This is a genomic window from Treponema sp. UBA7567 (assembly GCF_002476655.1).
Lineage (GTDB): Bacteria > Spirochaetota > Spirochaetia > Treponematales > Treponemataceae > Treponema_D.
On the sequence record NZ_DLLH01000057.1, the window covers coordinates 1 to 15,183 of the forward strand.

A 15,183-nucleotide genomic window follows, 5' to 3' on the forward strand; every position below is an offset into this window, starting at 1 on the left:
GCTTTTTCTCGCTTCGTCATGATGACGAACGCCGTCCAAACACTTTTTCGAGCTTCGTCAAAATGACGATTGCCGTCCAAACACTTTGTCTTGATTCGTCATGATGACGAAAGCCGACCAAGCGCTTTTTCTCTATTCGTCATGATGACGAACGCCGTCCAAATGCTTTTTCTTGATTCGTCATGGTGACGATTGCCGTCCAAACGCTTTTTCTTGATTCGTCAAAATGCGCTTTCACGCAAAAATAATTTCAGGCTTTAAAAGAACGCCTTTTTCCTCAAAAACTTTTTTTTGCACCGTCTCAACCAAAGCGCGAATGTCCGCCGCAGCCGCCTTTCCGTCAGGATTTATTATAAAATTCGCGTGCCAAGGAGCAATCTGCGCGCCGCCAGCCGAAAAGCCTTTTAGTCCGCACTCGTCAATCAGCTTTCCGGCGACAATCCCCTTCTCAGGCTCGTTCTTAAAAGCCGAACCCGCGCTCGCCGCCCTAAAATGCCCCATAGACACCCGTTTTTGCCGCACATTTTCCGAAAGTCCGCCGTCAAAACCGTCTTTTACCTTGAATTCAGCCGAGAGAATTATTTTTTTCTCATTTTTATCATGCGGGGGAAAAGTCCCCCTCGCTCCAACCGCTCCGGTCTCGCAAGGCTCAACCTGCGCGTTTTCCGCTACCCCCTTCAACGGGGGCAAATCCCCCGTAACGCCCCCTTCTTGCTTTTCTTTTAAAGGCTGGAAAGGCGATTTTTTATAGTCCCAGTCTTTTTCTTCAGTTTTATAAGTCAAAATCTCGTTTTTTTGAGCGTCAAAATATCTTACGCTTAAAAGCCTGTCCGAAGTTGCAAGTCCAAAGCAGCTTGCGTTCATAAAGACCGCGCCGCCGACTGTTCCGCTCAGCGCTGTAAAAGGCTCGAAGCCGCCGAGATTGTTTTTTTTGCAGAATCCAAGAACGCTGCCCCAGCTTGCGCCAGCCGGGCAAAGAATTCGCTTAGCTCCGCAAGCCTCGCTGTTTTCCAGCAAGCGGACCGGCTCAGCCGACTGAGCCGACTCTGCCGGCTCTTCCAAGCCGATTTTTCTTGTGCAGATTACAAGATTCATTCCTTCGTCCGGAAAAACCGTGTTGCTTCCGCCGCCGAGCAGATAAAAGTCAAGCCCGGCTTTTTCCGCGCTTTTCAATGCGAAAACAAGGCTTTCCGTGTCAAAAGGCTCGATGAAAAGTTTTGCGGGGCCGCCGACGCGCATTGTGCAGTGCTTTGCAAGGCTTTCGTTTTGCTTTGCTTCTCCGCGGAAATTTTTCGTATCATTGAAAAGAAGAGAAAATTGGCTTAAAATCATATGAAAATTATAATGAAATCGAGTTAGGGATTGTAGTGGCGCAGCGCGTTGTTTTGGGGCTGGCAGGGCTTTCAAAAACCGCTTCCCAAAACAATGGAGCGAGAGCGGAACCACGAAAAGCCCGACGGCGCAGCGCGCCGGAACTCCCGAAAAAATCATAAAAATATGGAGAGCAAACTGAAAACTGCCAAAAATAGTGTCAGTTTTCAGTTTTGAAAGTTTGCGTTGCAAACTTCCCCATCAACTGCGCATTCTAATTTCATTTGCGAATGCGCTTTAAAAGTCAAATCGAAAATTGAGATTTTCTCGTTGACTTTTTATAAGGAGAACAATATGGCGCTTAAACTTTTCAACACAATGGGAAAAAAGATTGAAGAATTTGTTCCAGTTGACCCGGATAAAAAATATGTCGGATTTTACGGCTGCGGCCCGACAGTTTACAATTACGCGCACATAGGAAACCTGCGCGCATACGTTTTTCTTGACATTCTCGACAAAACTCTGACCTATCTTGGCTACGACATCAAGCACGTTATGAACATCACCGACGTTGGACATTTGACTGGAGACGCTGACGACGGCGAGGACAAAATGGTTAAGACTGCCGAGGAGCGGCACCAGAGCGTTCTTGACGTTGCGAAATTCTACACTGACGCTTTTATGGCGGACATCGACGCGCTTAATATCCGCCACCCGGACGTTATCTGCAAGGCGACCGAGCATATTTCCGATATGATTGAGCTTATCAAGAAAATCGAGGCGAACGGACACACTTACACAGCGGGTGGAAATCTTTACTATGACATTTCAACTTATCCTGACTATGGAAAGCTCGCGAACTTGAACCTTGACGAGCTTAAAGCCGGAGCCGGAAGAAGAAAGGTTTCAATTATCGACGAGAACAAGCGGAATCCGGGCGACTTTGTGCTTTGGTTCACAAAATCTAAATTTGAAAACCAGGCGATGACTTGGGATTCTCCGTGGGGGAGAGGCTATCCGGGCTGGCATATCGAGTGCTCGGCGATGAGCATGAAATATCTCGGAAAGCACATCGACATTCACACTGGCGGTGTTGACCACATTCCAGTCCACCACACAAACGAGATTGCGCAGTCGGAAGGAAGCTTCACGCCGGAAGAAAGGGCTGAAGGTCCGTGGGTAAAATACTGGCTTCACAATGAATTTCTGGTAATCGAGGGCGGAAACAAGATGTCGAAGTCTTCTGGAAATTTTCTGCGCCTGCAGTCGCTTCTTGACAAAGGCTACGACGCGCTTGACTACAGATTCTTCCTTTTGGGCGGACACTACCGCAAGCAGATTTATTTTTCTTGGGACGCGATGGACGGAGCAAAAAACGGACGCGCGGCATTGAACGCGAGAGTCGCAAAGCTGATTCAAAAAGCGAACAGCGAGGAAAATCTCGGTCTTACAAAAGAAAACTACGCTGAAAAACTTTCATCTATTGCCGAAAAACTGCGCAAAGACGGTGAAAGCGAAAATCTTAAAAAGTTCCGCGAAGGCCTCGAAAACGACCTTTTGACTCCAGTTGCAATGGCCGCAATGCAGAAAGAATCAAACGGAAAAAGCCGCCCTGCAGTTGACTGCCTTGCCGATATTTTTACGATGGACAAAGTTCTCTCGCTCAAAGTGATTGAAAACGCGTTTGCCGAGCTTGAAAAGCAGACGGAAATCTCTTCAAAGGCAGATGACCACGCAGGCGACCCGGAAGCGGCGGAAATCACCGCGCTTGTTGAGGAGCGTACAGCGGCAAAAAAAGCGAAGGATTTCGCAAAAGCCGACCAAATTCGTAATGACCTTGCAGCCCGCGGAATTACGATTATAGACACTGCACAGGGACCAACCTGGAAACGAAATTAAAATAAATTGAAAATAAGATTTTTCTTATTTTTTCTGTAACTTTTTGAGGCAAAGATGATTTCTAATAATGTGGAAGCCAGTGAAAAACCGTTGAATGCTGCAAACTCCGCGGATTTTCGCCGCATTTACAATGAAACTATGATTCTTCTCTTTAAGGTTTCGTGGCGTATTGTAAATGATGAAGATGCAGCGGAAGACATTGTTCACGACTCTTACATAAAGGCCAGCGAAAAAAAAATGTCGTTTCCTACAATGAACGATGCAAAATTCTGGCTTATAAGAGTAGTAAAAAATGCTTCGCTGAATTATGCGCTCCGCAAAAAAAGAGAAAGAACTGCTTATCAAAAGGCACTTTACGAAGACAGACGTCAACAGACTTCCGGCGAAACAGATTTGTTAAGGCAGGAAACTCAAAAAATTGCGCTTGCTGCTTTAGAAAAACTGCCTAAAACATTAAAAGAAGTGATTATTCTTCGTGAATACGGAGATTTAAATTATAAAGAAATCGGAAAAGTTTTGGGAATTACGGAAGGAAATGTAAAAATTCGCATGTTCCGTGCCCGAGAACAACTGGAAAAACTCATTGGAGGCGATGATGTCTACTTGTCCTGAAAAAGATCTTCATTCAATTTATCTCGATGGCGAACTCCCGGAAGAATTTTTAAAGGAATATGAAAACCATGTTGCAGGCTGTGAAAAATGTAAGGCCGAGCTCGAAAAACTCAGAAAGGTTTCTGTTCCTTTTAGAGAAGATGCTCTTTCTGTAAGACTTGACCAGACTTATCTTGAGCAGAGCTTTGAGCGCCTCCAGACAAAGATGCGTTTTAAGAAAACAACTGAGCGCTGCGAAAAATCATACATTGTTCGGCCATACATAAAGTGGGCGAGCGGTTTTGCGGCCGTCGCTGCGGTTTTCGCGGTTATTGTAACTCCTCTCAGTTTAAAATCAAATTCAAAAGAACAGAAAGAGCTTACTGCCATTGCCCGGACTCAGATAAAGCCGATCCAGGAAAGCAGGGTCGTAGTTGATGGAAATTTGGACAGCTTAAAAATTTCTACGGCTCTTAGTTCTGCCAAACAGGTTGAAGAAAAAATAGAAGCAAAAGAAGAAAACTCCGATTCACCGGTTCTCAATCCAAACCAAAAGGTTGTTTCGGCTACTAGCCTTGCTTCTAATTTGAACGACAGTTTTGACGATATTGATGTTTTTCGCCCGGACTTTAACAATTCGTCCGTCTCTGTTAGAATAGAAGTTCCACGTATGTACACTATTCCAATGAGGAAGGCAGAAAAAATTGAAAATCGCTGAAAAGTTTTCAGTTCTTTTTAGAAAATATCCTTTATTCAGAACTTGTTCGATAATTTTTGCAATTTTTTTTGTTCTTGTTTTTGTTTCTGTTGTAACATATCAGGCTAGAAAAATACCGCAAATTGATTCTATAACTCCGTCTGTAGGTTCTCCTGGCGATGTTATGGTAATTGCGGGGCGAAATTTCGGCAGCTTAAAAAAATCTTCTGACTTTGTAGAAGTCGGCGGTTCAAGAATTACGGCTTCTGGTTTTCTTGAATGGACAGACGAGCACATAAAGCTCGTTTTACCGTCAAATGTTCAAGATGGGCTTGTAATTGTTTCAACAAAAGCAGGGCAGTCAAAACCTGGATTTTTTGCAAATGAAGCAGGAATCCCTGTTGAAGTTCCGCCAGATACAAAAACAATAATGCCTGTAATTTCTTCAGTTTCTCCAGAATCCGCTTTTGTAGGGCAGCTGATTGTTTTGAGCGGAACAAATTTTGGAACAGTCCGCAGCAATTCAAAAATTTTCTTTACGGCAAATTTACCGGAAAATTCAACCTCTTCCGATGATATTGCCTTTATCGAAGCTGCTGGCGAAGATTACGATTACGAATATTGGAGCGACAGCGAAATTCACGTAAGAGTTCCAAACGGCGCTGCCAGTGGAAATATTTACGTTCAGACAGAAAAAGGAACTAGCAATTATGCAGGCTTAAATTTAAAATCTACGCTCGGAACCAAAAAATATTCTGACAAAAAAACATACTTAATTCACTTAAACACAGATATAGACGACATAAATTCAAAATCAAATACGACTATTTCTCTGCACGTTCCGCGGCCTGTAAAAAACTCACGGCAGCCTTTTGTTCAGATGACGGAATGTACTCCTGAGCCGGTTTTTGAAAATTATCAGAACACGGTAATTCATCAAACAGAACTTTCTAAGGCATCTTCAAAAAAAATTACTTTTACTCATAGTTTTGTTGTTGAAGATTACGCGGTTCAAACCAAGGTTAACGCAAAAAATGTAAAACCTTTTGCAGCAAAATCTCGCGTTCTTTACACGGCATTTACAAAACCGGATGAAGTTATTGCTTCGGAAGATGAAGATTTTGCCGGCCTTGCAAAAAAAATCGTCAAAAAAGAAACTAATCCGTATTTTCAGGCAAAAATGATTTACGAATATATGCTTGAAAATTTTGCGGTTACAAAAAAACTCAGAAAATCAGGCTCAGATGTAAAAGACTTGCTCGAAGACAAAAAAGGCGATTCTTATGATTTTGCAATTGTCTACACGACGCTTTTGCGCGCCTTGAAAATTCCATGTCTTCCTGTTGCAGGAATTCTTGTTGATTCTGAAATGCAGGCTTTTTCGCACTGGTGGAGCGAATTTTACATAGAAAATTTTGGCTGGGTTCCGGTCGATATTGCTCTTGGTTCTGGGCTTGAATACAAATCGTTCAAAAATGTTGAAGATCCTAAGACTTTCTATTTTGGCAATATCGACAGCCAGCATATTATTTTTTCACGCGGATACAACGAAGTTAAGCCGACACTTTCTGGTGGACACAGTGTAAGCCGCGATAGAACTTTCGCCGTTCAGTCAATTTGGGAAGAATCTTCTGCAGGAACTGTAAATTATAGTTCTCTGTGGAATGAACCGGTAATTGCCGGAGTATATTAAGAGCATCTTTAAAAATCTTTGTTTTTAGAGATTTTATAAAAAATTGTGGAGGACAAAATGTCTGTAAAAGTTTTGTCGGTTGGAGGCTCGATTGTAGCTCCTGAAGGACCTGATGTTGAATTCGTAAAAAAATTTGTTTCGCTCATTAAACAGTATCTTGCGGAACACAAAGAAGATAAGCTTATTTTTGTAGTCGGCGGTGGCGGACCGGCACGAATTTATCAAAATGCATTCCGCGCAGTAACAGAAACTTCTCCTGACAATTCAACAGAAGCGGCTGACTGGATTGGAATTATGGCAACAAGGCTCAATGCGCAGTTTGTAAAGGCAAGCTTTGGCGATTTGTGCCGAGAATCAGTTGTAACCGATCCGACTGTAGCAAAAGAATTTACAGGTTCAGTTTTGCTTGCGGCAGGATGGAAGCCAGGTTTTTCAACCGACAACGATGCGGTTCTTCTTGCAGAAAAATTCGGCGCAAAGACGGTCGTAAATTTAAGCAATATCGAAAAAGTCTACACAGACGACCCGCGCAAAAATCCGGACGCAACTCCAATCGACGAGATTTCATGGGCAGATTTTAGAAAAATTGTCGGCGACGAGTGGACTCCAGGCAAAAACTGTCCGTTTGACCCGATTGCTTCAAAAAAAGCGCAGTCGCTTGGTCTTACAGTAATTTGCGCCGGCGGAAAAAATCTTGAGAACATAAAGGCGATTCTCGAAGATAAAAATTACGTTGGAACAACAATCCGCGGATAAAAATCAAAAAATAGGGGCGACATTTTTCGTAAAAATGCCGCTTTTTTTTGTCTGCGTTCTGCAATTCTTTATAACCGGCCGCTTTGGGTTCGCTAACGCTCATTGCCGGCACAGCCGTCAACTAAAGCCCGCCGTGTCCGGCGCAAGATGCGTTTTTTCGCATTAAAACTGTTCCAGTTTTGCTAAGAGAGCGTCCAGTTTTGTTCCATAGTTTTTGTCAGCTGCCCATGTTCCTGCAAGGTCAAATACCGAATATGCAAGTTTTGTCTTGTGAACCCAGTTGTATCGAGGATCTACAAGCGTTTTTTTTAGTTTTACGTCTTCTGTCGTTGCATAAGCCTGCAAATGCTGAATATGGGCGCGCACTCCTGTTTGCTGGTCTGGAAATTTTTCTCCTGGCTTAGAAGAATTAATTGCTCCTAAACCGCAGTAATTGTGCCAATCACTTTTTACAAGATTCCCAAATTTTAAAAATCCTGTTTCAAGGCACATCTGCACAAAGGCAACGTCGCTGTTAATTCCTTCAGTTTTTGCTTCCTGAATATAATCTTTTGCAAGGCTTTTTACTTTTTGCAGAGAAATATTTGGATTTTCCGAAAGAAAAAATTCAGCAAGCTGATTTTCATTTTTAATTCCGTCTGCAAGCAATTTTCTCGAGCAGGATTTTTCTTCTTTTATGCCTGGAGAAATACATGAAAAAAATACGGCTGAAAAGAAAAAGGATGTGATTCCCAAAAAAAGAAACTTAGAAATTTTACGTTTGAACATATTCAAGTATCGGAAAAAATTAAAAAATTCTGAAAAACTCAAAAAAAATGTGTAAAAGTTAATTTTCAGAGCCATATATATAGTAAAAGCAAAAATTTGGAGGAAAAATGAATTTAAAGCACTTTTTTAGAATGGTTTTGACAGTTTTATTTCTTAGTTCATTGACTGTTTTTGTTGCCTGTTTTCCGCTGTCGTGCCGTGTTACAGAAGAAGGAATAGAAATAATCTCGGCAGAAATGTCAGTTCCAAAAATTCTTTCTTTTTTTGTAGAAGACAGTTCGAGTCTTGTCATGGTTTGTTCAGAAAAAGTTTCGGTTCAAAATGTTCAGATAAAATCGGATGCTGGAGAATATATTGAAGAAAACTCTGATACTCAGTATTTTGATGACGGAAAAAGAATAAATTTCTTGCTAAAAGAGCCGACTGAGGTCGGAATGAATTATATTTTTAGCGGTTCAATAAAGGACAGTGCCGGAAACGAGCTAACATTCAGCTTGCCTTTTACAGGATTTAACGAAAAACCGGCAAGACTTGTTCTGTCAGAAATCCGTTCAAAACACAGTACGAGCAAAGGAATGTTAAAAAAATGCGAATTTGTCGAAGTTTATGTTCTAAAAGATGGAAGTACGGCCGGGCTTGAAATTGTTACAGGAAGCGACGGCGAAAGTAAAAAATATGTTTTTCCTGACATCAACGTAAAAAAAGGTGAATATATTGTAGTTCATTTTAGGACGTTAGACGAGGGCGAGTGCATCGACGAGCTGGTAGAAAATCTTTCTTTGAGCACAGGAACTGACAGTTCAAATTCGCGCGATTTATGGGTTGAAGGAAAAGAAAGCCGTATAAGCGACAGCGATGTAATTGTAATTCGTGACAGTTGCCGTAATATACTGCAAGATGCAGTTTTATTCAGTGCCACAGGAAAACAATCGTGGTACTATGCCGGACAAAAATCTTTGGCGCTCGAAGCCTACGAAAGCGGAATTTGGAAAGACGGATATGAACCAAAAAATTCCGTAATAGCCGATGGAATCAGTCTTACAAGGACAATGTGCAGAATGAATATTGAAAAACTGACAGAAGAATATTCGCCTGAAAATGACATTGGCTCTCAAACAGTAATAGAAACCGGAACTGATGACTGGTCTCTAGTGGAAGGCGCAACTCCCGGAGCAAAAAACAGCGAAAAAAAATATGAAAAAACTAAGTGAACGAAATAACAAAAACGAAGATGAATTTTTTTTAGCAGAATAAAATTCTTTACAAAAATTCTCTTCTCGTGACAAAAAATTAAAAATTGTGTTACTATTGCGGTATGTCAGAATTATTAGCTCCAGCAGGAAATATTGAAGCTCTTGACGCCGCAATTGGTGAAGGGGCAGATGCTGTATATCTTGGGCTTAAGAGTTTTAATGCCCGTCTTCGTTCTTCAAATTTTGCGTGGAACCAGTTTGAAGCAACTGTAAATTCTCTTCATCGTCAAGGCAAAAAAATTTACGTGACTGTAAATACTGTCAGTCAGGAAGAAGAAACAGAAAGACTTTACCGTTTTTTAAGTTATCTCAACAAAATTGGTCCAGATGGTCTTATAGTTCAGGATTATGGTGTTTTAAGAATGTGCCAGGAGTTCTTCCCAAATCTCGAGCTGCATGGTTCAACTCAAATCAACGTTGAAAGCGCAGACGGTGTAAATTTGCTGCAAAAAGCCGGGCTTTCTCGCGTCGTTGTTGCACGCGAACTTGGTCTCGAAGAAGTCCGCCAAATTAAACAGAATACAACTTGCGAAATCGAGATGTTTGTTCACGGTGCTTTGTGCGTAAGTGAAAGCGGACTCTGTCTCTTTTCAAGTTTTCTCGGTGGAAAATCTGCAAACCGCGGAATGTGCACTCAAGCCTGCCGTCGTTTTTACACTGCCGAGACAGCTTCTGGTCAAAAACAGGGATATTATTTTTCTCCTGGCGACCTTCAGTTAATTGAAAAAATTCCAGATCTTATGGATATAGGCATTGAGTCTTTCAAAATTGAAGGGCGAATGAAAAGCGCTGAATATGTTGGCGCTGTAACCGCCGCATATCGTTATCTTATGGATCATTATCAGGAAGATAGAAAAGGTGCTGTTGCCGCTGCAAAACGAATGTTGAGCACAGACTTTGCCCGTTCAAAAACAACTTACTGGTACAACTTTAAAACTAACGAAGAAGGTGTTGAAAAAGCCGGCAACGCAATCTTGAATCCAAACCAGGCCGGAGGAACAGGAATTTATCTTGGACGTATTTCGAAAATTCGTGCTGCAAGTGACGAAGCAAAGGAAAAGGCGCGTCTTGCCGCAGGTCCAAATGCCGATTTTGAAGACTGGCAGATTGTTATGGCTCAGCTTGCCGGTGGAAGTTACGATCCGGATCCGGGCGATTCAATTCGGCTCCACAAAAAGGACGATTCTGGGCGTGTAAGCCACAAGATTCGCTCAGTTGAATTTGACAGTGACGGTTCACGTTGGATTGATATTCCAAGAGGATTTAGCCGAGAAGATGAAGTTTATCTTTTGCAGACAAAATCTATGTCAAAGCATTATCCTCGCGTTCTTCCTCAAGACATAAGCCGTTTCCGCAGTCAGCCGGGAGATGAAATCCTTCCTGTTTTGGATTTAACGCCTGTTGCAAAGAACGAACTTTCTTACTTTCCAGAAGGTACTTACGTTCAAGTCAGCACAATTTCTGATATGTTCCAGATTCAGAGCATGTCTCCAGTTCGTGTAATTCTTGAACTCAATTTTGAGACTCAGATAGACCTTTTGGCTCACAAGACAGTACTTCCATTCTCTAAAAAGCAGATTATAATTTCGCTTAATCCGTATGTTCCTCAAGCTTCGGCTCAGGATCTCTCGGAAACTCTTGCTCAGCTCGTTGCAGACGGATTTAAAACTTTTATAGTAAATAACCTTGCCGAAATTCAAATGCTTAAAGGAAAGGGCGTAAATCTTATTGCAGGTCCTTATCTTTATACATTTAACCGGTGGGCTGTAAGCTGGCTTGAAAATCAAGATATTGGCGCTTTTATAACGCCTATTGAAAATAATCGCGAGAATATTCTCAACACTTTTGAACGCAATGTTCGTGACCGCCTTATGGTTACGGTGTATGCTTATCCGGCACTTTTCCGCATACGCTTTAGGCTTCCTGAAAGTTACGATTTTATGTACTTTTGGGACAAAAAAGAGATGCCGTTCAAAGTTCTTTCAAATCAGGACGGAACTGTCGTAATGCCAGAAAATCCGTTCAGTATTGCCGACAAGACGGCTCAGCTTCAAAAAGACGGATTCCGTCACATTTTGATTGACTTTAGCCGCACAAAAGTAACACGTGCCGAATGCAAAATGGTCGTAAACAGCATTATAAAATCTCAGCCGATTCCAGAAACAGGAAGATTCAACTGGAAAGACGGTTTTTATAATCCTGAAAAAATGGAAGCCTACAAAGCAGCCGCCGAAAGACAGAGCGCTGAAAAAGCAGAAATGGCTTCGTCAGGACGTTCTAACGGCTATGGCAAGGGCAACAGAAAAAACAGCAATTTTAATTCTTCATCGGTTTATGGAAAAAATGGCGGCGACAGAAGAAAAAAATCAAATTCTTTTTCTAAATATTCTTCTCGCGGACACGGAAAAAGATAATTTTTTTTCTAAAAGGGCGAATGTCGAGTTTTGAAAAAAACAGCTTGCAAACCTAACAAAGGTTTGCATTGCTGTGCTTGACACCGCGATGTTTGCATATAAAACTCGGGGTTGGCAATCTACTGGAATTTTTCAACGGATTATCGGGGCAAGCCCGATAATGAGTAAAAGTTAGAACTTGAAATTGAATCTAAAAACAATTTGCCTAAAAAAAATGAACGGAACTGTTCTAAAAGTTTTATAGCTTTTTTGAACAGTTCCGTTCCGTATAAATTTTCAACCTTTATTCTAAGAATTGGTCAAAAATCCATACTTTACACTTTACGGCGCGGCGCTTTTGTTAAAAAACACTTTCTTCTTGAGCAAGTCCTTGCGCTGCAATTTCTAGATTTCGTTTTTCATCATCGGCATTTTCGTCTGATTTTACATTGCTTTTTTTCATCGGCTTAAAATCAACGTGTTCCGCCACAATAAAAACTTTCGAGTGGTTTTTGCCGTTTTCATCTTTCCACCGGTCTTGCTTCAAGCGCCCGACAATCCGCACTCCGCGCCCTTGCAAAGCGTATTTTGCCATAAGCGCGCTGAATTTTTCGCCCCAGGTTTCTACTTCGTAAAAACCGACCTCATCGACATCTTTGCCAGAACTGTCTTTGTAAAAATGATTTACGGCAATCGGAACGCTTGTTACTTTTGTTCCTCTCGGTGTTTCTTTGTGAGTTGGCGCACGAACAATGTTGCCTTCAATAATAATCTGATTCATTGCATTCATAAGAATCTCCTGTAAAAAAGTGTTTCCGGCCGGCATGGGCAAAACCCAAAACTGTGTACACTTATATATTTGCAATGAATGTCAACATTTACACATTTTTTTGAGAAAATTATAATTTTTTTTAGTTTTTTTATTGGGCGGCTTTTTACTCCGCTTTGCTGTGTAAAAATCGGGCTGTCCGTGGCTGCCGGTGCTTTGCACACGCTTTGCGTCCACTACCATCCCTGCCGCAAATTCCGGCTTTAAAATTTCAATAAACTTAAAAACTATGCCGGAAGATTTTTTACGAGCTTAACAATATAAAGCTGAATATACATAAGCATTGCATCGGTTTCGCCAATTTTCTGCAAAGCCGGTGTTTTTGCCAATGTGTCTGCAAGATTTTCAATCCGCTCTCTGTTAAATCCTTCGGAGCTTATATGCCTCAAAACTTTTCGCAGATAATCTCTAATCAAAGAATTTACGTCTTCGGTCAGATTATTGTGGGTTGCTTTTCCAATAAGTTTGTTCCACGTGCGCTCATAAGAATGAAGTTCTCTGTCTAATGTTGAGCTTGACGGAACTAGTTCTTCTTCCAGTTTACGGGCAGATTCTCTGAGAGCAACTTTTCTCGAAACCATTGATTTTTTTGAAAGAGCCATTTCCATTTTATCATGTTTGCTATTTTCTGCTTCCTGTTCTCGATAAAGCTGCGCAGAAGTTTTTTCTGTTTTTTGTTTTTTTGATTTTGGCGGACGCATTATCAGTCTCATAATCCACGAAACAACAGGAATTGTGTACCAGACAGGAAGGAGAATTTTTGTGTCGGTTAAAAGTTCCTGTCTGTTCATCAATAAAATTTCAGAATAAGGAATAAGCCTTCCGTTTTCAAAAAGCGAAATTCTTCCGCCTTCAAGTCCGGATTCGTCCTGCTGCATGTTTACTTCGTAATTTATAAGCGGCAAAAATGAAGATGTTAAGAGCGCGTACAAAACAGGCGACTGCACGGAAACTTCTTTTTCGAGCCGTTTTTCAAATGCTTTCTGGTCTTTCATTTCAGGTAAATCATCAAAATCCTTAAGGACTTTAAACCAGTTTTTGCGGATTGTTTCTCTGATTGTTGCGCGCGCGTCTGTGCAAAGTCTCATAATCAACGGCATAACTTTATTTTTGTAGATAAAATACGGCTGTTTATCGAGCTCAGTTTTAAATACAAGAATTTCAGGCAAATCATTTGCCAGGCTTTCCGTCGTTTTTGTGTGAAGAAAATTTTTGAGCTCCTCTTCGCTGTATTGTCCCAAAAGCGGAACTCCGCTCGAACTCGTAAATTTTGCAATTGTTCCGAGCGTAAAATAATATGGAGGTTTTGAAAGTTGCTGCTCAAGATTTTTGAATGCAGTTTCCTTTTTTGAATTTTCCTGAGCGCGTGTTTTGTAGTAGTTTGCTATGATTTCGAGAATATAAACTGCATGCAGAATTCCAACATCTTCTGCCGTGTAATCCTTTACTTTTTCGTAATCCTGGCGGATAAAAAACAGAAGCTGCGTCAAAAAATAGAAAGAATCTTCTGGTTCCTTGAACATTGTCAAGGCATCTATACTTTGAACGAATTTGTTAAATATATTTTTGGCGGTCATTTCTTTTCCTGGATTAGAAACCGTCAATTTTTTTATAAAATAATCGTGATGTTCTTCTTTTGCAAGCATTGTGCGCAATTTTTGAACAGCACATTCTGCAAGAGTGTGAACAGAAACCAGCGAAGGAAGAAGAATTGACGGCATATCGTGAGGCATTGTAAGTCCGTACAGATATTTGTCAGAAAGTGTTTCTTTTGTCAAAAGTTCGTTTAGAAGTTCTGCTCCGGTTCTGCGCGTGATAATTTCCGACGGAATTTTTTTTGGAATGTCAGATTCCTGAGGAAATGGCGTCATTGGCTGAGCTAAAATTTCTTTGTAGCGCTGTGAAAATTTTTCGATAAAAAAAGCGATTACGATGATGATTTTTTTTTCGGCAGTAGGAGATAAAATTAAAACCTGATGGTTTGCAGACAGTTTTTCGAGCTCTTTTAAAAGAACGTTTGCAGTGTCTGTCATGTAATTTACAAGGGAAGGCTGCTCTTCAAGGTGATGCTCTGAGTAGCGTTTTAAATATTCTGTAAACTCCCCGAAGTCTATAGAGGCATTGTTCTGCCGGCCTGCAAAAAATTTTAGCAGGACAATAATTGAAGTAGTAGTAGCCATAGAAATATTCTATCAATTAATTTTGGTTTTGTCATTGCGGGCAAGGGGCCGTTAGCCGCGTAAGCGGTTCGGACGCGCGCAAGCGCGGCTGAACGGAAAAATTGCAGGGCAATTTTATAACGCAAGGACCCGGTCGTGCTTTGCACGATGCCCCCAGTTTTTTACATTTTTTGATTTTTAATTGAAACAAAAGTTTTTTGAGCATAAAATAAAAGTCAACTTTTAAATCTGACGATTTTGTGGAGATTAAAATGATTGCTGAAAGAATGAAAAATCTGCATCCTTATGTTCCTGGTGAACAGCCAAAGGACAGAAATTACATAAAACTCAATGCAAACGAAAATCCTTATCCGCCAAGTCCGCTTGTTGCAAAGGCTGTTGAAAAGGCGGCGAAAAAATATGCGAAAAAAATGGCGCTTTATCCGGATCCGGATTCCAACGAATTAAAAATGGCGATTGCTTCGATGCTCAACGATTGCGGCGGAGTTTTGGCCCATGCAAAGGTTTGTGGCGGCAAGAAAAATGGAAGCGGTGCGAAAGTTGAACCTTGTCCGGCTGATAAAATTCCTTTTACTGTTACGCCTGATATGATTTATGCAGGAAACGGTTCTGACGAAGTCTTGAGCTTTGTTTTTTATGCTTTTTTTGACAGCGACCGCAAGCTTGTTTTGCCGGAGCACACTTATTCTTTTTATCCGGTTTATGGCGGCTTTTACAATATTCCGCTTAAAAAAATCCCGCTCAACGGCGACTGGACTTTGAGTAAAGAAAAAATGCTCGAAGCTGCAAACGAAAATGATTCTTCGATTATTT

Annotated in this window: 12 protein-coding genes; 8 read left to right on the top strand and 4 right to left on the bottom strand. The window is 41.2% G+C overall.

Annotated features, from left to right (window positions below; translation table 11 throughout):
- Positions 1-234 precede the first annotated feature (234 nt).
- A complete protein-coding gene (locus B3Y13_RS07305) occupies positions 235-1,332 on the bottom strand; it encodes a UDP-N-acetylmuramate dehydrogenase (RefSeq protein WP_296693641.1) in 1,098 nt (365 codons plus the stop codon).
- A gap of 333 nt (positions 1,333-1,665) precedes the next feature.
- Here B3Y13_RS07305 and cysS point away from each other — a divergent pair, with 333 nt between their 5' ends.
- From cysS to pyrH, 5 genes are read left to right on the top strand one after another with little or no spacing between them, the layout of a single operon-like run.
- Positions 1,666-3,210, top strand: a complete 1,545-nt coding sequence (gene cysS / locus B3Y13_RS07310) for a cysteine--tRNA ligase (RefSeq protein WP_296693646.1) — start codon at positions 1,666-1,668, stop codon at positions 3,208-3,210.
- A gap of 54 nt (positions 3,211-3,264) precedes the next feature.
- Positions 3,265-3,822, top strand: a complete 558-nt coding sequence (locus B3Y13_RS07315; protein WP_288585961.1) for an RNA polymerase sigma factor — start codon at positions 3,265-3,267, stop codon at positions 3,820-3,822.
- The gene (locus B3Y13_RS07320; RefSeq protein ID WP_296693650.1) at positions 3,806-4,519 is read left to right on the top strand and encodes an anti-sigma factor family protein; all 714 of its coding nucleotides are present in this window, start codon (positions 3,806-3,808) and stop codon (positions 4,517-4,519) included. The genes B3Y13_RS07315 and B3Y13_RS07320 overlap by 17 nt, the downstream gene beginning before the upstream one ends.
- Entirely contained in the window at positions 4,506-6,191 is a 1,686-nt protein-coding gene (locus tag B3Y13_RS07325; protein WP_296024039.1) for a transglutaminase domain-containing protein, read from the top strand. Before B3Y13_RS07320 ends, B3Y13_RS07325 begins: the two co-directional genes overlap by 14 nt.
- Positions 6,192-6,248: 57 nt before the next feature.
- Positions 6,249-6,947, top strand: a complete 699-nt coding sequence (pyrH, locus tag B3Y13_RS07330) for a UMP kinase (protein ID WP_296024035.1) — start codon at positions 6,249-6,251, stop codon at positions 6,945-6,947.
- Between the two features lie 162 nt (positions 6,948-7,109).
- Here pyrH and B3Y13_RS07335 read toward each other — a convergent pair whose 3' ends face one another.
- Positions 7,110-7,715, bottom strand: coding sequence for a glucosaminidase domain-containing protein (locus B3Y13_RS07335; protein WP_296667787.1), 606 nt, complete (start codon positions 7,713-7,715; stop codon positions 7,110-7,112).
- A gap of 107 nt (positions 7,716-7,822) precedes the next feature.
- Between B3Y13_RS07335 and B3Y13_RS07340 the strand changes: the two genes are divergently transcribed.
- Positions 7,823-8,926, top strand: a complete 1,104-nt coding sequence (locus B3Y13_RS07340; RefSeq protein ID WP_296693654.1) for a hypothetical protein — start codon at positions 7,823-7,825, stop codon at positions 8,924-8,926.
- A 104-nt stretch (positions 8,927-9,030) separates the two neighbouring features.
- Positions 9,031-11,382, top strand: a complete 2,352-nt coding sequence (locus tag B3Y13_RS07345) for a peptidase U32 family protein (RefSeq protein WP_296693656.1) — start codon at positions 9,031-9,033, stop codon at positions 11,380-11,382.
- Positions 11,383-11,722: 340 nt separating this feature from the next.
- Here the strand turns inward: B3Y13_RS07345 and B3Y13_RS07350 are convergent, their stop codons facing one another.
- The gene (locus B3Y13_RS07350; protein ID WP_296024023.1) at positions 11,723-12,151 is read right to left on the bottom strand and encodes a single-stranded DNA-binding protein; all 429 of its coding nucleotides are present in this window, start codon (positions 12,149-12,151) and stop codon (positions 11,723-11,725) included.
- Positions 12,152-12,417: 266 nt separating this feature from the next.
- Positions 12,418-14,370: a hypothetical protein gene (locus tag B3Y13_RS07355; protein ID WP_296693660.1), complete on the bottom strand. Its 1,953-nt coding sequence runs from the start codon at positions 14,368-14,370 to the stop codon at positions 12,418-12,420.
- 251 nt (positions 14,371-14,621) lie between these two features.
- Between B3Y13_RS07355 and B3Y13_RS07360 the strand changes: the two genes are divergently transcribed.
- On the top strand, positions 14,622-15,183 hold a 562-nt coding region (locus B3Y13_RS07360; protein WP_296693662.1), incomplete at its 3' end, for an aminotransferase class I/II-fold pyridoxal phosphate-dependent enzyme.

Bases quoted from the DNA above. Each gene is read 5' to 3' on its own strand.
- B3Y13_RS07305 (WP_296693641.1), bottom strand. From the start codon at position 1,332: ATGATTTTAAGCCAATTTTCTCTTCTTTTCAATGATACGAAAAATTTC.
- B3Y13_RS07340 (WP_296693654.1), top strand. From the start codon at position 7,823: ATGAATTTAAAGCACTTTTTTAGAATGGTTTTGACAGTTTTATTTCTT.
- pyrH (WP_296024035.1), top strand. From the start codon at position 6,249: ATGTCTGTAAAAGTTTTGTCGGTTGGAGGCTCGATTGTAGCTCCTGAA.
- B3Y13_RS07320 (WP_296693650.1), top strand. From the start codon at position 3,806: ATGTCTACTTGTCCTGAAAAAGATCTTCATTCAATTTATCTCGATGGC.
- B3Y13_RS07345 (WP_296693656.1), top strand. From the start codon at position 9,031: ATGTCAGAATTATTAGCTCCAGCAGGAAATATTGAAGCTCTTGACGCC.
- B3Y13_RS07350 (WP_296024023.1), bottom strand. From the start codon at position 12,151: ATGAATGCAATGAATCAGATTATTATTGAAGGCAACATTGTTCGTGCG.
- B3Y13_RS07315 (WP_288585961.1), top strand. From the start codon at position 3,265: ATGATTTCTAATAATGTGGAAGCCAGTGAAAAACCGTTGAATGCTGCA.
- B3Y13_RS07355 (WP_296693660.1), bottom strand. From the start codon at position 14,370: ATGGCTACTACTACTTCAATTATTGTCCTGCTAAAATTTTTTGCAGGC.
- cysS (WP_296693646.1), top strand. From the start codon at position 1,666: ATGGCGCTTAAACTTTTCAACACAATGGGAAAAAAGATTGAAGAATTT.
- B3Y13_RS07335 (WP_296667787.1), bottom strand. From the start codon at position 7,715: ATGTTCAAACGTAAAATTTCTAAGTTTCTTTTTTTGGGAATCACATCC.